This window comes from Rhizobium phaseoli (genome assembly GCF_003985125.1).
GTDB classification, from domain to species: Bacteria; Pseudomonadota; Alphaproteobacteria; order Rhizobiales; family Rhizobiaceae; genus Rhizobium; species Rhizobium phaseoli.
Genome location: NZ_ML133569.1, coordinates 322,766 through 337,081 on the forward strand (window position 1 = coordinate 322,766; position 14,316 = coordinate 337,081).

The 14,316-nt window shown below is 59.3% G+C and carries 20 protein-coding genes; 10 read left to right on the forward strand and 10 right to left on the reverse strand.

What is annotated here, in order from left to right:
- Nucleotides 1-32: 32 nt before the first annotated feature.
- Nucleotides 33-380, forward strand: a complete 348-nt coding sequence (locus EFD56_RS11495; protein WP_126905289.1) for a hypothetical protein — start codon at nucleotides 33-35, stop codon at nucleotides 378-380.
- Between the two features lie 111 nt (nucleotides 381-491).
- Here the strand turns inward: EFD56_RS11495 and EFD56_RS11500 are convergent, their stop codons facing one another.
- A complete protein-coding gene (locus tag EFD56_RS11500; RefSeq protein WP_004680588.1) occupies nucleotides 492-647 on the reverse strand; it encodes an entericidin domain-containing protein in 156 nt (51 codons plus the stop codon).
- Nucleotides 648-747: 100 nt separating this feature from the next.
- Entirely contained in the window at nucleotides 748-1,689 is a 942-nt protein-coding gene (locus tag EFD56_RS11505; RefSeq protein ID WP_004680590.1) for a LysR family transcriptional regulator, read from the reverse strand.
- Between the two features lie 71 nt (nucleotides 1,690-1,760).
- Here EFD56_RS11505 and EFD56_RS11510 point away from each other — a divergent pair, with 71 nt between their 5' ends.
- Together EFD56_RS11510 and EFD56_RS11515 are read left to right on the forward strand one after the other, a co-directional pair.
- Complete coding sequence (locus EFD56_RS11510; protein ID WP_164736824.1) at nucleotides 1,761-1,979, forward strand: hypothetical protein; 219 nt, start codon at nucleotides 1,761-1,763, stop codon at nucleotides 1,977-1,979.
- A 55-nt stretch (nucleotides 1,980-2,034) separates the two neighbouring features.
- Nucleotides 2,035-2,364 carry a type 2 periplasmic-binding domain-containing protein gene (locus EFD56_RS11515; RefSeq protein WP_342635133.1) on the forward strand — a complete coding sequence of 110 codons (330 nt, stop codon included), beginning with the start codon at nucleotides 2,035-2,037 and terminating at the stop codon, nucleotides 2,362-2,364.
- A 28-nt stretch (nucleotides 2,365-2,392) separates the two neighbouring features.
- Here the strand turns inward: EFD56_RS11515 and EFD56_RS11520 are convergent, their stop codons facing one another.
- Nucleotides 2,393-3,001 carry a LysE/ArgO family amino acid transporter gene (locus EFD56_RS11520; protein WP_037118887.1) on the reverse strand — a complete coding sequence of 203 codons (609 nt, stop codon included), beginning with the start codon at nucleotides 2,999-3,001 and terminating at the stop codon, nucleotides 2,393-2,395.
- 100 nt (nucleotides 3,002-3,101) lie between these two features.
- Between EFD56_RS11520 and EFD56_RS11525 the strand changes: the two genes are divergently transcribed.
- Nucleotides 3,102-4,031 carry a LysR family transcriptional regulator ArgP gene (locus EFD56_RS11525; RefSeq protein WP_126905291.1) on the forward strand — a complete coding sequence of 310 codons (930 nt, stop codon included), beginning with the start codon at nucleotides 3,102-3,104 and terminating at the stop codon, nucleotides 4,029-4,031.
- A gap of 114 nt (nucleotides 4,032-4,145) precedes the next feature.
- On the opposite strand, the gene greA is transcribed toward EFD56_RS11525, so the two are convergent.
- Nucleotides 4,146-4,628 (reverse strand): transcription elongation factor GreA, encoded by a 483-nt coding sequence (gene greA, locus EFD56_RS11530; protein WP_004680600.1) that lies wholly within the window; start codon nucleotides 4,626-4,628, stop codon nucleotides 4,146-4,148.
- Between the two features lie 241 nt (nucleotides 4,629-4,869).
- Between greA and EFD56_RS11535 the strand changes: the two genes are divergently transcribed.
- Nucleotides 4,870-5,586 carry an MgtC/SapB family protein gene (locus EFD56_RS11535; RefSeq protein ID WP_126905292.1) on the forward strand — a complete coding sequence of 239 codons (717 nt, stop codon included), beginning with the start codon at nucleotides 4,870-4,872 and terminating at the stop codon, nucleotides 5,584-5,586.
- A 16-nt stretch (nucleotides 5,587-5,602) separates the two neighbouring features.
- Here the strand turns inward: EFD56_RS11535 and EFD56_RS11540 are convergent, their stop codons facing one another.
- From EFD56_RS11540 to EFD56_RS11550, 3 genes are read right to left on the reverse strand one after another with little or no spacing between them, the layout of a single operon-like run.
- Nucleotides 5,603-5,788 (reverse strand): DUF3008 family protein, encoded by a 186-nt coding sequence (locus EFD56_RS11540; protein WP_004680605.1) that lies wholly within the window; start codon nucleotides 5,786-5,788, stop codon nucleotides 5,603-5,605.
- A 31-nt stretch (nucleotides 5,789-5,819) separates the two neighbouring features.
- Nucleotides 5,820-6,029: a hypervirulence associated TUDOR domain-containing protein gene (locus EFD56_RS11545; RefSeq protein WP_010007546.1), complete on the reverse strand. Its 210-nt coding sequence runs from the start codon at nucleotides 6,027-6,029 to the stop codon at nucleotides 5,820-5,822.
- 53 nt (nucleotides 6,030-6,082) lie between these two features.
- Nucleotides 6,083-6,316 carry a DUF2171 domain-containing protein gene (locus EFD56_RS11550; RefSeq protein WP_003564293.1) on the reverse strand — a complete coding sequence of 78 codons (234 nt, stop codon included), beginning with the start codon at nucleotides 6,314-6,316 and terminating at the stop codon, nucleotides 6,083-6,085.
- Between the two features lie 336 nt (nucleotides 6,317-6,652).
- Between EFD56_RS11550 and EFD56_RS11555 the strand changes: the two genes are divergently transcribed.
- Together EFD56_RS11555 and EFD56_RS11560 are read left to right on the forward strand one after the other, a co-directional pair.
- Complete coding sequence (locus EFD56_RS11555) at nucleotides 6,653-7,330, forward strand: HAD family hydrolase (RefSeq protein WP_126905293.1); 678 nt, start codon at nucleotides 6,653-6,655, stop codon at nucleotides 7,328-7,330.
- A gap of 71 nt (nucleotides 7,331-7,401) precedes the next feature.
- Nucleotides 7,402-8,022 (forward strand): hypothetical protein, encoded by a 621-nt coding sequence (locus EFD56_RS11560; protein WP_225881597.1) that lies wholly within the window; start codon nucleotides 7,402-7,404, stop codon nucleotides 8,020-8,022.
- Nucleotides 8,023-8,169: 147 nt separating this feature from the next.
- Here EFD56_RS11560 and EFD56_RS11565 read toward each other — a convergent pair whose 3' ends face one another.
- The gene (locus EFD56_RS11565) at nucleotides 8,170-8,850 is read right to left on the reverse strand and encodes a redoxin domain-containing protein (RefSeq protein ID WP_064818426.1); all 681 of its coding nucleotides are present in this window, start codon (nucleotides 8,848-8,850) and stop codon (nucleotides 8,170-8,172) included.
- A gap of 234 nt (nucleotides 8,851-9,084) precedes the next feature.
- Between EFD56_RS11565 and EFD56_RS11570 the strand changes: the two genes are divergently transcribed.
- From EFD56_RS11570 to EFD56_RS11580, 3 genes are all read left to right on the forward strand, one after another.
- Entirely contained in the window at nucleotides 9,085-9,921 is an 837-nt protein-coding gene (locus EFD56_RS11570; protein WP_225881600.1) for a carbon-nitrogen hydrolase family protein, read from the forward strand.
- A 291-nt stretch (nucleotides 9,922-10,212) separates the two neighbouring features.
- Nucleotides 10,213-10,413, forward strand: a complete 201-nt coding sequence (locus EFD56_RS11575) for a hypothetical protein (RefSeq protein ID WP_004680618.1) — start codon at nucleotides 10,213-10,215, stop codon at nucleotides 10,411-10,413.
- A 295-nt stretch (nucleotides 10,414-10,708) separates the two neighbouring features.
- Nucleotides 10,709-11,728: a GlxA family transcriptional regulator gene (locus tag EFD56_RS11580; protein WP_003579912.1), complete on the forward strand. Its 1,020-nt coding sequence runs from the start codon at nucleotides 10,709-10,711 to the stop codon at nucleotides 11,726-11,728.
- 134 nt (nucleotides 11,729-11,862) lie between these two features.
- On the opposite strand, the gene EFD56_RS11585 is transcribed toward EFD56_RS11580, so the two are convergent.
- Together EFD56_RS11585 and EFD56_RS11590 are read right to left on the reverse strand one after the other, a co-directional pair.
- Nucleotides 11,863-13,194 (reverse strand): diguanylate cyclase, encoded by a 1,332-nt coding sequence (locus tag EFD56_RS11585; protein ID WP_085742699.1) that lies wholly within the window; start codon nucleotides 13,192-13,194, stop codon nucleotides 11,863-11,865.
- 186 nt (nucleotides 13,195-13,380) lie between these two features.
- Nucleotides 13,381-14,211 (reverse strand): response regulator, encoded by an 831-nt coding sequence (locus tag EFD56_RS11590; RefSeq protein ID WP_064827781.1) that lies wholly within the window; start codon nucleotides 14,209-14,211, stop codon nucleotides 13,381-13,383.
- Between the last annotated feature and the right edge of the window lie 105 nt (nucleotides 14,212-14,316).

Below are 14,316 nucleotides of genomic sequence, written 5' to 3' on the forward strand. Positions count from 1 at the left end.
CGGCAGATAGCACCAACGACTGGACGATTCGAATGACAGCCAACGTTCCCTTCCCCGACCGCGATACCGTCGCGGAAAAGCTCGCCGGGCTGTCGGAAGCCGATAAATCCTATCTGGCTCTACTCATGGAAAACGCCGCGCAGGACGATAACCTGCTTGACGGTCTGCGACGCCATCTCGACCTTGCCGCAGAATCGCGCTTGCTGAATTCACTGAAGCTTGAAAATCTTGGATTGTGGCTCGGTGCGCAGGCGCCGGATCGGCTGCAGATACGGCTGATGGAAACAGCCCGCTCAAGCCAGCATCCTGCCTACCAAGCCTTCCGGATCGGTCTCGGCCGATCCGGCGGCCTCGAAAAGGCATATCCCCCGGTCACCTGAAAGGTGATCTCCCGGCCGTCCATTAGGACGGTCCGGCCCGGTCCGGCCACTCGCCAGAGTGGTCCGGTTTTAGGCCTCAGCCAGCCTTATCAGCCCGGCAATACCGACCGATCACTTCTTCGCAGCGCGATCGACCGAACGGCCGGCATCCTGCGTGGCGTTGACGGCGTTCGCCGTATCTTTTCCCATGCCGCGGATCGTGTTGCCGCAGGAGGAAAGCGCGAGAAGAACCATGAAGGCTGCAGCAATTTTGGCCGTCGTCGTCATTTTGAATATCCTTGTTTGAAATCAACCCCGAACGGCACTTTATGCCGTTCGCGCCGATAACGCACAAGGGAACAAAAGGTTCAACGGCTAAAGGACATCCTCAGGCGGCGACAGCCTTCGCTCTTTCGGCAAAAGCGCCGCGAATGCTATCGGCCACCGTCTCGATCGGGCCGGACACCTGCGCGGCGGTCAGCAGCCGGATATCGAAGGAGCCGAGTTCCGGCAGCCCTTCCTGCAGCCCGAGGATCGCCATGTCCTCGCTGACATAGGAAAGCGGCAGCGGCGCGATGGCGAGATCGGAAAGCACGGCAGCACGCTGCGCCATGGTATGGCCGCTGAGATAGGCGACGCGATAAGGCCGCTTGTTGCGCTCGAGCTGCGCAAGCGCCTCCTGCCGCCAGATGCAGCCGTCCTCCCAGATCGAGATCGGCAGTGGATCGCGCCGATGCGCCGAACCGCAGCGGGCGCCAGCCCAGACCAGCCGCTCGCGGAACACCACCTCGCCGCCGGTCGGGAATGGCCGCGTGGCGCAGTTGATCAGCGCCAGGTCGAGCCGCTGCTCCTCCATGCGCTTCTTCAGACCGACGCTCATGTCGATCGTCACGTCGACCATGATGCCGGGGTAGCTTTCGGCAAAGCTCTTCAGGATCCTCGGCAGCAGCCGCTCGCCGATATCCTCCGGGGCGCCAAGCCTGACGACACCGGTCAGCTCCGGCATGATAAAGCGGGACACCGCCTCGTTCGACAGCGCCAGGATGTTGCGGGCGTAGGAGAGCAGCATCTCGCCATGACGCGTCAGCGTCACTGACCGGGCGTCGCGCAAAAACAGCGTCGCGCCGAGCTGTTCCTCGAGCTTCTTGATTTGCATGGAGACTGCCGACGGCGTGCGGAAGACAGCCTCCGCGGCGGTGGAAAAATTGCCCGTTTCGGCGATGGCAACGAAAGTGCGCAGCACATCGTTGTCAAGCAAAGGAATGGGACGGCGAAAGGGAAGGCTCATCGTCGCATCTTTCAATTTTTCTGATTTATAACCCCATATCATTTGGTTTGATTGAATGTCAATCGCACCGCATATTCGGACTGTCGGAAACTTATCAGCAAAGGAGGCCCGACATGGCGCAAACAAGCCCCTGGAATATCGTACAGGCCCTTTCCGTATTCAAGTCACGCAGGCGCCGCGATGCCAATCATGAGCAGGCGCTGCGGGAGCTGAAGCGTTTTCCCTCGCACCTGCTGGCCGATTGTCAGCGTGAAATCGAGCTGCCCCGCCTGAGCACGGCCGGTCGACCGAAGCAGGTCCTGAGAGTAGTGGAGCCACCGAGCCGCGCTTGACGCGCGGCTCGAGGCATTTCTTCGTATCGTCTGCTCCGATGACGAAACCGGCAGATTGGGAAACAGCAATCCATCAAAAAGCTTCCGTGCCGTTCTGATCGTCCCCGCACCCTTGACCGAACCGTCTGCTGCGAGATCGATCGGAGACGTCGAGCAGTGCTTCCCGTTCACCGATACGCTTGTCGTCGTTGCCGGCAGCAATCATCCGCTGCCGGGGCAATCCGCGCTCTCAATCAAGCAGCTCACAGCCTATCCCTGGATGGTCGACCAGCGCGGCACGCCGATCGGCCTCACGCTGCGTCTCAACTGGATGCCCAGCCGCGCGCAGGAACAATTCCTGAGGTTCGCGTCATCGGATGAAGACCCTGCCGCCGAGATGTCGTAAACCGGCTGATCGGTCCGTCGAACAGCCATCACATTCCGCCGACGAGCTTGAAGGCGATGATCCACATGGTCGCAGCGACCAGCGTTTCCAGCATCCGCCAGGACGAGGGCTTCAAGAAGATCGGCCGCAGCCATGTCGCGCCATATCCGAGGGAGAAGAAGAACAGGAAGGAGCCGGTCACGGCGCCTGCGGCAAAAGAAGCCTGCTGCCCGAAATAACGCGTCGAGATCGTGCCGAGCAGCACAACCGTGTCGAGATACACATGCGGATTGAGCCAAGTGAGCGCAAGGCAGGTCGCAAGCGTCTGCCTGAAGCTTGCCGTTTTGGCCTCGGCCGCCGCCAGGGCGGCGTTCGACCGCACGGCAGAATAGAGGCTTTTTGCGCCATACCAGGCGAGAAACGCCGCTCCTCCGTAACGCATGACAGGGTCGAGCCAGGGCATGAGGCTGGCGATCTGCTGCAGGCTGGTCACCCCGAGCACGATCAGCGCGGCGTCGGACAGCGCGCATGCGAGGCAGACGGCAAAGACATGCTCGTTGCGCAAGCCCTGGCGGAGGATGAAGGCGTTCTGAGCGCCGATCGCGACAATGAGGCTGAGGCCCATCATCAGGCCCGTGAAATAGATTGATAAATTCATCGCTTCTGCAAACGCCTTTCGCTTCGACGAGACTTCGCTATCGCGGCGAAGAGAATTAGGCTAATTAATCTGCCTAACCTCAATTAAGCAGCGCTAATCCATGCTTGACTACCCCGCCCTCCGTGCCGTCGCCACCGTCGTCCAGACAGGCAGCTTCGAACGCGCCGCGACCGTGCTGAATGTCACCCCTTCGGCCGTTTCGCAGCGCGTCAAGCAGCTTGAGGAGCGTCTCGGCGTCGTGCTCGTCGTTAGAGGCACGCCGTGCACGGCAACCGAAAAGGGAGAATGGTTGTGCCGTCATATGGAAAATGTCGGCATGCTCGAAGCCGAGCTCTTCGGCCATCTGCCCGCGCCCGTTGATCCCGGCGAACCGCGCCCAAGGGTGACGCTCCAGATCGCCACCAATGCCGACAGTCTCGGCACCTGGTTCGTGGAAGCCATGTCGAACTTCGCCAAAAGCTCTTCCTATCTGTTGAATATCGCCGTCGACGATCAGGATCACACCGCCGAATGGCTGCAGCGCGGGCGGGTGATCGCGGCCGTCACCAGCCTGGAAAAGCCGATAAGGGGATGCCGGCGTTTCGCGCTCGGCGTTCTGCGCTATCATGCGACGGCAACGCCCGATTTCGTCGCCCGCAACTTTCCGCAGGGTGTGACCGCCGCGACGATCCGCAACGCCCCGGCTCTGACCTTCAGCCAGAAAGACAGGCTGCAGAGCACGTGGGTCCGCCAAACCTTCGGACGCGATCTCGATTATCCCACCCATTGGCTCCCCTCGCCGCAAAGTTTCGTCGAGGCGAGCCTGTCAGGCATGGGTTGGGGAATGAATCCGACTCAGCTGACCCGTGAGCATCTTGCATCGGGGCGGCTGGTGGAGCTGGTGCCGGACACCCCCCTTGATGTTCCCCTATTCTGGCAGATAAACCGATTTGCCGCCGATCGGCTGGCGGAGCTGACGCGCGAAGTCATCAACGTAGCTGGGCGCAATCTCGAAAAAGACAGATCGAAAACCGATTCCCCGGGCCTTTGATCGCGCCTGATATCTGGAGCGATCAGACATAAGCCGTTTAGATGCAGAACTCGAAATTGCGCTGACCATGAAAACGGTGGGTTCCGCTTCCCATGGCCGCTTCCAGCATCGTCCCTATGCGATGGCGATGATCTCCAGCTCCTGGCCGCCCGACTCCACGGCGTCCCCGGCGGCCTTGCCCATCAAAAGCCGGGCCACCGGCGAGACGTAGGAAATCGATCCGGCCTTGGGATCGGCCTCGTCCTCTCCGACGATCCGATACGTTTGCACGCGCCCGTCGTCACGGCGGAAGGTTACCGTGCTGCCGAAGGCAACCACGTCGACTGACGTAGGGTTAGGCATCACCTGGGCAGTGCGAAGTCTTGCCGCTAAGTAGCGAAGATCACGCAATGGATTGGCAGCATGCCGCCGCCGTTCATTCACATCTTCAATGGTATTCGCCGCATCATAGGCCTCGCGCGCCTGCTGGAATTGCAGTTCGAGAGCCTTCAGTCCCGCTTCCGTAACGAGATTCGGATGCGGCGAAACCGGGCGGTCGGGCAACAGGGTTTCCGACGCGGTTTCGAAACTCTCTTCCTTGGTGAAGGCAACGGCCAATCAAAACTCCATGTCAGGCGCAGTGCGCGCCAATCACTGACGGGCGGCTGCGCCCTATATTCATCGAGACCATACATATACCGACCGCGCACGAACGCCAATCTTGCCCATCGGCAGCGGCTTTCCCGGTCACGACCTCGGGAACGTCCTGCCCCGCACAGCGTTTATCGCCGCATAGCGTTGAGGAGGATCGAATGCCCTGCGAACGGCGAGATAACTGCGACAAGGACCGGAGCAAAACATGCCTTCGTTCCTGACGGACAGCATGCCGCTGACACCGAGCTGGTGGGATATCGCCGCGCGGATCGCACTGACGGTGATCGCCGGCGGCCTTATCGGCCTCGATCGCGAGCGCGGCGGCCATTCGGCGGGCTTCAGGACCACGATCCTCGTAGCGCTTGCCGCCTGTCTGGCAATGGTCCAGGCAAACCTTCTCCTGTCGACCTACGGAAAAACCTTTAGCTACTTCACGCAGATGGACGTACTGCGCTTCCCTCTCGGCGTCCTCACGGGCGTTGGTTTCCTCGGCGGCGGAGCGATCCTCAGGCGCGGCGATATGATGACCGGCGTCACCACGGCGGCGACCCTGTGGTTCATGACGGTGGTCGGCCTCTGCTTCGGCGGCGGCCAGATTGTCACCGGAACGGTGGCGACGGCTGTGGCCTTCATCGTCCTGTCGCCGATGAAGCGGCTGGACACTTGTTTGACCTGCGAACGCAAGGCAACACTCGTCATCCACAGCTCCGAAATCGATGTACCCGACTTATCGGGGGTGCTGAACCCCTTGGGATGCCGTGCCCTGTTTGTTTCATACGGGCCGACGAGCGACGGCCGATCAGGCGTGACCTTCGAGCTCCGATGGATGGCAAAGGACCGTGAGGCGTCGAGCCGGGCAATTCTGGACGCACTGTCCGTCCACGATGTCGCGGGCTTCTCTATGCAATCGACGACGACGTGATAGTCCGGACGCCGTCCTATTTGGCGGCGTGCTCAGGTTTGCCCTTTCTCTTGGTCGAGGCGAATTCTTCAAGCTGTTTTTCGCTCATGGACTCGACCATCTGCTTCGAGGCGCCCTTCAGCTCTTTTTTCGGCGTCTCGCCGCGCTTGGCCGAGAGTGCGGCGCCTGCCGCCTTCTGCTGGGCCTTGGACTTGGCTGGCATATGGAAATCTCCTTCTGCTTTGGTGAGGCCCTCAACGTTTGCTGAGTTCGTCGGGCCTGTGCGCCGCGCGCTTCCCCGATTTATCGCTTTCGACGATATATTGCGGATCCGCCGCCGACGCCTTGACCTTGTGACCCTTGATTTTGGTCGGGCTGGTCTGCTTCCTGACCACCTTGCCCTCGGTCTTTCCCTGGCTGGTATCCCAGCTCACTTCATCGCCTTTTTTCAATCGCCCGGACATGTGGCTTCCCTTGCCGCGAGCAGGCTGCGGCCGAAGCCGCAGCCGATTGCCCGTCAATTGATGGTGGCCCACTGGCTGCGGACGTCCCTGGCGTTCTTCGACAGATGAACGTGGGCGTCGACGTGGTCGACCCAGTCAAGCGGAATGAGATGGTGCTTGCCATCCTCTGAATCGGTCTTCGTCAGCTTGATGCGGGTCGGACCGTCGAGATGATCCACCGTCCCGACATGCGTGCCATCGGCAGTCAGCACTTCCATATGTTCGCGAATCTGATCTGCGGAAATCATCGTTTCCTCCTTTGCGCCATTGTCAGTACCTGACCGCAACGGCGTGGAGAGCACATGGTTCCAATGCGTCTTGCCGCATCTCGAAACCTAGCCTGATCAGCGAACCAAGGGGTGTTGCCGGCGGCAGGGCAGACACTTGAAATTATTTGTGAAACTTCGACCCCCGCCTCCCATAATCCCACGGAGACGCCTCACCGGCACCTGAATACTTCGCTCACTCAGCGGAAACGCTCACCACGTTGACTTCCTGACCAAAGAAAAGCAGCAGGGCTTTCCATCGCGCAATCGAGATGCCAACCTGGATATCCGCTTTGATAGATTGCCAAGGTGCGCCCGATGAAACTGACTATTTTCGACTGCGATGGCGTCCTTGTGAATAGCGAAGAGATTTATCTCACTGCCGAACTCGAATTTCTGCAATCCATAGGCGCCGGTTTTGAACGGAAAGCCTACATGCAGTCGTTCATGGGGCTTTCTCCCGCTATGTGGGAAGCGAAGCTTCAGGATAGCGTGGAGGCGAAAACCGGAACTCCTCTCCCACGCGGTTTTTATGCTCAAATCGACCACATATCGACATTGAGATTGGAAGCCGATTTGGCGGAAATACCGTTCGCACGGCAGGCGATAAGCAAAATCGCCACATTGCGGTGCGTAGCATCCAGTACCCCCGCCGCCAGATTGCGCTGGAAATTGCAGCATGTCGGACTGATCGATCTATTCGACCCTCATATTTTCTCAGCTGATCTGGTCGCAAAAGGAAAGCCTGCGCCGGACCTCCTTCTCCATGCAGCCATGGCGTTTAACGTGCTCCCGCACGATTGCATCGTTGTCGAAGACAGCGCAAATGGCGTCATTGCAGGCAAAGCGGCTGGCATGCGTGTCATCGGTTTTATTGCTGGCAACCATTGCTCTGAAGAGCATGGTGAAAGCTTATTGCGATCCGGCGCGGATATGATTGTCGAAAAATACGACGACCTGGCAGCGGCGATTGAACGGTTTTGCACGACCACGTAAAGCGTCGCTCCCTCTCGGAAACTGATGCAACCGTCGCAGGAAGCCAGAGCGGACGATGCGCCGACAACCTCATGAAGCGTCTGGAGAAAAAAAGTATGTCGGACCTCTTGGAAGCCCAACGACAGCTGCAGTCCGAAGCCGACGAAATCGTCCGGCAGCTACACCTTGACGAACTCCTGGGGGCTATCGGGAACCCTACCCGTGTGGGCAGTTCGGCCATGGGGCTGATGGTTCGACGAGACATCGACATAACGGTGTCATGTCCCAGGCTGGATGCTCGCACGCTCGAAGCATTCGCGGGCATCGGCGCTCGTCTTATGCAGATGGCCGAGAGCGTCGTCGCGGTCCGTTTTCGAAATGACACTGGTGAATGGAACACCGAGCCGGACAAATATCCCGATGGGCTTTATCTCTGGCTATCGGTTCGGGCGCGGAACCAGTCGATGTGGACCGTCGATATCTGGCTGGTAGACCAGCCGGACCGGCAACCCGATCTCGCGCACCTGAAGACACTGATGCCGCGCATGAACGATCAGGACCGCGAAACGATCCTGCGGATCAAAAAAGCCCTGGCCGAGCGACTGCAGACGAAAGGTACGATTTCGAGCACGCTCGTCTATGAGGCCGTTATGGATCATGGGGTTCGAACTGTCGATGAGTTCGAGAGTTGGCACCAAGAACATGCGGGCTAAGGAAGTGCATCAATGTCCAGCGCTCGGCGCGTGCGATCAGTCCTCGCAAACGACACAGTCCCGCCCCTGCATGCCGTGACCACGACTCGCCGCACTATTGCGACATAAATCCCCAAGCTGACGCATCGAGATATTCGTCGCTGCAGGTCAGCGTCCGAGGCTGCCAGCGGCGGCGATGATTTCTGCCGCGGTCGGGAAGATGCAGAGGCTGTTCGGCCCGTCGAGCGCTTCGATTTGTACCCAGCCGATGGTGCCGTTCGCATCGACCAGGAAGTGCCCGACGAGCTGGGTAGCGTGGTTCTCGAATATTGCGCTATCGGCTTCATCAAGCTCGAAGCGGTCCTTGGCATTGAGGATCGTGTTGGCTTCCATCGGGTGTAGCGGTTCTGGCAGCTCGCCCGTTGGGTTGATGCGTGCCGCTTGGAATTGCGCCATCGCTGCACCATATGGCCATTCGGGCTGTTCGCTGCTCCCATCGGGCAGGAACTCGCCATGCGGCACGCCGTAGGCTCGATGTGTGTGGCAGTCGGGATCGCAAAGAAGCGTTACCGGCGTCGGCCGATGGCGGAAATAAAGGCGGGCGCGTTCCACCGGCGTATTGATAACGGCCACAGTCTCCACCCCGGCGGCGCGCAGGGTTGGCTGCACGCTGGCAAGCTGTTCCACCTGGCGCCGACAGAACGGGCAGTGCAGCCCGCGAAAGAAGCCGATCAAAAACGGGCGACCGCTCAAGTCGGCGAGCGAGACCGTTCCGTCGAAGTTGGCCGTGGCCAGCGCGAACGCGGGCGCGGAATCTCCAGGCTGCAGCGGGCGCTTCTGGTCTCCCATGAAAAATCCTCTTTCGCATCGTCCAGGTGGACGACCGAAATTCAACTGTATCACTTGTCGCAAGAAGGCCAAGCGCTCGATGTTTGAGATGACCGGGTGCGGTGCGGTATGCGATTCGCGTTCCGACGTGTCGAAGCTGACCCGTGGCACCTGCTAGATAATCCGGTAACAGTTTTCATGGAGCTTCAATTCGGTGAACAATGTGAGTCGAGAATTGAGGAAGAGGACTCCATGCTGAAGGTAGCTGCGGCGCAGACGTTCGTTTCGGCTGATATCGCCGAGAACGGAAGGGCGATACGAAAGCTGATCTCGAGCGCGGCGGCTCAAGGCGTGCGACTTATCAATCTCTGCGAAGGCGCGCTTTCCGGATATGGAAAATTCCAGATCATGGCGCAGGATGATTGGCAGACCTATGATTGGGCGGCTCAAGATGCCGAGCTGCGTGCCATCGCTGAGCTTTGCGGGAAACTTCGCATTTTCGCGGTTGTCGGCGGAGCACATCGGCTCTCCAATGGTCATCCTCCCCACAACAGTCTCTATGTCCTCTCAGAAAGAGGCGCTCTGATCACCAGATACGACAAGAGGTTTCTGTCGAATTCGGAACTGGGCGGCTGGTACACACCTGGAACCCACCCGATCATCTTCGAGGTGGACAGCTATCGATTTGGCTGCGCGATCTGCATCGAATCTCAGTTCGAGGAGGTTTTCCGCGAATATGAGCGATTGGGCGTCGATGGCGTTCTGTTCTCCTCATACGGAATTGCGCCTTACTTCCAGATCGCCTTGCGAGCCCATGCAGGCTTGAACTGCATTTGGATCATCGCAGCTACCCCCGTACAGAAAGCCCATAAGGGACCTGCCGGAGTGATTGGACCGGACGGAGACTGGGCCGCGCGATGTGCGGCGCTGCCCAAACCTGACTTCGCCATGGCGACGTTGGATCGTAACGATGCCGCCTATGACATTCCACTCCAGAAGGCGCGGCCGTGGCGAGCCAAAGCAAGGCAAGGAGACATCTATCGGGAGAAACTGGTCGACGACCGAAGGAGTCGTGACAGAAACGAATACTGATGCGGTGATCGCTTGCCACAAATCCCGTCCATCCCATCGCCCCATGCCACCAGGTCCTTCTCAGCGGTCTTGCCGCTATCCGCTCCAGCCGCGCCCACGAATCCTTTGTCCATGGGTCATGCTTTTCGCCACGAAGCCACGCCTTGACTGCGCTGCGATCATTCAAAATCATTGATGTTATCCATAAACCCTATTCGTTTGAATGATGGGTTCGCGAGGCCCATATTAGCAGCATGGACATGGACGAACCTCCCATCGCGACCATGTCCCGGCTCAAGAAAGGAACCGAAAATGACCACGCTCACCTATCGGGGTGGTGGCAAGACCCTCACCTCCAGCGAAGGCCGCTTCGATCTGGCATATTATGCCCACAAGCTTGTGCTCGCCTGGACCCGCTGGCAGACCGCCCGCGAAATCGAAGCCATGCCGTTTGACGTCCGCAAGGATATCGGCTGGCCGAGCACCGACGACAGCAAACACCGGACCATGTAATGAATGCGACATTCCTCCTGAGATGAGGGCGGCGTCTGCGTCTTGCAACGCCGCCTTTTTCGTGTCCGCCCTGGCGTTTCCAATGCTCTTCAGCCCCTCAAATTCAGCTGCCTGTGCGCCTCTTCTCCACCCTATTTGCACGCTCACCTGCGAATTGACCGGTCAAATCGCGGTCAATGTCGCATATTTGCTCTTCCCGGCCGCATTTTTCCATGCCAGTGTCGCTTTCAGGACATCGGCGCGACGCATTCCGCGCAACGAATATGTCATCGCCCCTCGAGCATGGATTTTTGCAATGAACAGGATGCAGATCAAGAAGCGTTCACTGGTCTTCTTTATGGTACCGCAATTCACCATGCTGCCCTTTTCGGCGGCCGTGGACACGTTGCGCATCGCCAATCGCATGCTCGGCTACCAGGCCTATACCTGGCGGCTCGCCTCGCTCGACGGGGAAAAAGTCTATTCTTCTTGCGGCATCGGCGTCGAGGCCAATTCCTCGCTCGCCGAGGAGCGCCGCCATCTCGGTGGCGAAAACCGGCCGGGCATGGTGCTCGTCTGTTCCGGCATCGATGTCGAGCAGTTCAACAACAAATCGGTCAATGCCTGGCTGCGCGAATGCTACAATCGCGGCGTTGCCGTCGGCAGCCTCTGTACGGGCGCGCATGTGCTGGCCCAGGCCGGCCTGCTCAACGGCAAGCGCTGCGCCATCCATTGGGAAAACCTGCCGGGCTTCTCCGAAGCCTTCCCGCAGGCAGAGGTCTATGCCGATCTCTACGAAATCGACGGCAACCTCTATACCTGCGCCGGCGGCACCGCCTCGCTCGACATGATGCTGAACCTCGTCGGCGAGGATTTCGGCGAAAGCCTGGTCAATCGCATCTGCGAACAGCACCTGACCGACCGCGTGCGCAACCCGCATGACCGCCAGCGCTTGCCGCTGCGCGCCCGCCTCGGCGTGCAGAACGCCAAGGTGCTGTCGATCATCGAGTTGATGGAAGGCAATCTCGCCGAGCCGCTGTCGCTGATCGAGATCGCCGATGGCGCCGGCCTTTCGCGGCGCCAGATCGAGCGGCTGTTCCGCCAGGAGATGGGCCGTTCGCCGGCTCGCTACTATCTGGAAATCCGCCTCGACCGCGCCCGTCACCTGCTGGTGCAGTCTTCGATGCCCGTCGTCGAAGTCGCCGTCGCCTGCGGCTTCGTCTCGGCCTCGCATTTCTCCAAGTGTTATCGCGAACTCTACCATCGCTCGCCGCAGCAGGAGCGCGCCGAGCGCAAGATGACCATGGCGACCGCTCGTCAAGCCGTTGCCGCCTGAGGTGGCCGCAACACAAGGAGCTGACCATTCCTTTCGTCATGCTCGGCCTTGTGCCGAGCATCTAACCACAGGTTGATTGGGCAGCAGATCTTGTGCACAAGGCCGAGGATGATGCCCAGTGGCGACAGGCCACTCTACTGCGCCGCTTCTTCCGTCATCCTGGCGTCGGAATAGACCTGGTTGCGGCCCCGGTGTTTGGCCATGTAGAGGAACTGGTCGGCGGCGTTCAGGTAATTCTCGAAGGTCTCGTAGCCGCCGATCTCGGCGATGCCGATAGAAATCGTGACGCCGAGCTCCTCGTCGTCGGCGGTGACCTTCAACCGCGAAATATCCGAGCGGATCTCGTCGCAAAGCTTGGTCGCGGCAGCCGAATCCATCTGCGGAAAGAGGATGGCGAATTCTTCGCCGCCAAGCCGGGAGAGAAGATTGTCGCTGCCCTCGAAGATCGTAAACAGCCGGTTTGCGACCGCCTTCAGCACCTTGTCACCGATCTCGTGACCGTAGGTATCGTTCAGGCGCTTGAAATGGTCGATATCGAGGATGGCGACCGAACTCGGCACCTTCAGCCGCAGACATTCATTCACCAGCTTCGGGCCATTGTCATAGAAATAGCGACGGTTATAGAGACCGGTCAGGTAGTCGCACGCCGCCGCCGCCCTCAGCTGCCGCATCTGCGCCAGCGTCTCGGCATTGTTGGCAATGCGGCATTGCAGCTCCTCGGCGACAAAGGGCCGGTAGAGGAAGTCGCTGGCGCCGGCTTTGAGGAAACTGGCGGAAAGCATGCGGTCGTTGGACGAAGACACGCCGATGACACGCAGCCTGTCCGAGCCGAAGCGATGTCGGATGCGCCGCGTCAGCTCGTAACCGCTCATATCGGGCATATGGTGATCGGTGACGACGAGCTCGATGTCGCCATAGGCTTCGAGAGCGGCTAGCGCCTCAAGTCCCGAGCTTGCCTCGACGACGAGATATTGCTGTGCCTTGAGAAGGTCGACGAGAACCTGGCGCGCCGAGATGACATCGTCGACGACGAGCACCCGCGTCTTGCGGTTGGAGATCGCCCGGCGGACGGTAGCGACCAGATTGTCGAGCGCGAACTCATTGTCCTTCAGCACGTAGTCGATGACATTGCGCTCCATGATCCTGTTGCGCGTGTTGAGATCGAATGTGGCGGTAAAGACGATTGCCGGAATATCGTGCTCGATCGTACAGTCGAGCGCCTCGCCATAGGGCGAATCCGGCAGGTTGAGATCGACGACGGCCATGGTGTAGCCGTGACCATCTTCGGCAAGCTCCCTGCGAAGCGCTTTCAGCGACGAGCAGGATTTGACGGCAAGCCCAAGTTCCGTCTGGAACCGGTGACAGAGCACGGCGGAAAACATTCGGGAATCTTCAACCAGAAGTATCTTCAGCCCGCCGGAGCGCAGCCCGATTCCATCCCGCTGAAAATCCGCTTGAAAAGCCACAGCCGCTATTCTCCCCTGCGCCCCACGGGCTCGACTCGGCCCTTCCCCCGGCGGGGCGGACGATAACCGAGCGGCCTGTGCTCGTGAAGGGGACAAATGATGCTGTTACTTGTAATTGCAAAAATTCGATGCCGGTCCCCGACCGGCATCCCCGCCTCGCTGGCAATGCTCAAGCTGGGAGAGCCGTCAGGCAACCGCCCGCTCCTTGCGCATCGACTGGATTTGCAAAAGCGTATCGAGATTCTGATTGACGCGGCAGTAGAACTCCTCGTCGATGAAGGGGCGCAGCATGAAATCGTTGCCGCCGGCTTTGAGGAACCGCGCCGAAAGCAACCGGTTCGATGAGGAGGAAACGCCGATGATGCGCAACTCATGCGAGCCGATATTGGCGCGGATGCGCCGTGTCAGCTCGAAGCCGTCAATGTCGGGCATGTTGTAGTCGGTGATCATCAGGCCGATATCCCGGTTGGCTTTCAGGATCTCCAACGCCTTGCCGCCGCTCTCGGCGACGCTGACGCGGAAATTATAGCGTTTCAGCCGGCTCGACAGCAGGGCGCGCGCCGTGGCGCTATCGTCAACGATCAGCACATGGTGGCGATGATTGGTCAGGAACCGGCAGATCGACTCCGCCAGCAGATCGACAGCGAAGATATTGTCCTTGAGGATATAGTCGACGATATCCTTGGCCATCAGCTTGTCGCGCATGCTTTCATGGAAGGTGCCGGTAAAGACGATGGTCGGAATGGAGAGATCGACCAGATATTCCAGCGCCTCGCCGTTTTCGGCGCCGGGCAGATTGATGTTCGAGATCGCCAGCGTGATCGGATCGGGAGATTTATCGTAGGAAAATTGCAAATCCTCGAAGTTGCGGCAGATCTCGACATTAATGTCGAACAACTCCTTGAGGCGTTTGCTGATCATCGAGGTGAATACGTTTGAATCTTCGGCGACAATAATACGCGCGCCGGCAAACATCTCTCCGGAATATTGCATCCCCGAAATACCCAAAAACGCCATGGTAAACCTTTAATGTAAAATCCATCCCCGGCTCAAACTGATACATCAATTGATTTGACTAATCATTAATCGGCGAGGGACGACGAAGCATCCAGATAGACCCAC

Coding starts and splice junctions, on each gene's coding strand:
- EFD56_RS11555 (WP_126905293.1), top strand. CDS start 6,653: ATGAAACTGACTATTTTCGACTGCGATGGCGTCCTTGTGAATAGCGAA.
- EFD56_RS11545 (WP_010007546.1), bottom strand. CDS start 6,029: ATGTCCGGGCGATTGAAAAAAGGCGATGAAGTGAGCTGGGATACCAGC.
- EFD56_RS11535 (WP_126905292.1), top strand. CDS start 4,870: ATGCCTTCGTTCCTGACGGACAGCATGCCGCTGACACCGAGCTGGTGG.
- EFD56_RS11550 (WP_003564293.1), bottom strand. CDS start 6,316: ATGATTTCCGCAGATCAGATTCGCGAACATATGGAAGTGCTGACTGCC.
- EFD56_RS11525 (WP_126905291.1), top strand. CDS start 3,102: ATGCTTGACTACCCCGCCCTCCGTGCCGTCGCCACCGTCGTCCAGACA.
- EFD56_RS11500 (WP_004680588.1), bottom strand. CDS start 647: ATGACGACGACGGCCAAAATTGCTGCAGCCTTCATGGTTCTTCTCGCG.
- EFD56_RS11505 (WP_004680590.1), bottom strand. CDS start 1,689: ATGATATGGGGTTATAAATCAGAAAAATTGAAAGATGCGACGATGAGC.
- EFD56_RS11560 (WP_225881597.1), top strand. CDS start 7,402: ATGAAGCGTCTGGAGAAAAAAAGTATGTCGGACCTCTTGGAAGCCCAA.
- EFD56_RS11520 (WP_037118887.1), bottom strand. CDS start 3,001: ATGAATTTATCAATCTATTTCACGGGCCTGATGATGGGCCTCAGCCTC.
- EFD56_RS11565 (WP_064818426.1), bottom strand. CDS start 8,850: ATGGGAGACCAGAAGCGCCCGCTGCAGCCTGGAGATTCCGCGCCCGCG.
- EFD56_RS11510 (WP_164736824.1), top strand. CDS start 1,761: ATGGCGCAAACAAGCCCCTGGAATATCGTACAGGCCCTTTCCGTATTC.
- EFD56_RS11580 (WP_003579912.1), top strand. CDS start 10,709: ATGAACAGGATGCAGATCAAGAAGCGTTCACTGGTCTTCTTTATGGTA.
- EFD56_RS11575 (WP_004680618.1), top strand. CDS start 10,213: ATGACCACGCTCACCTATCGGGGTGGTGGCAAGACCCTCACCTCCAGC.
- EFD56_RS11495 (WP_126905289.1), top strand. CDS start 33: ATGACAGCCAACGTTCCCTTCCCCGACCGCGATACCGTCGCGGAAAAG.
- EFD56_RS11590 (WP_064827781.1), bottom strand. CDS start 14,211: ATGGCGTTTTTGGGTATTTCGGGGATGCAATATTCCGGAGAGATGTTT.
- EFD56_RS11540 (WP_004680605.1), bottom strand. CDS start 5,788: ATGCCAGCCAAGTCCAAGGCCCAGCAGAAGGCGGCAGGCGCCGCACTC.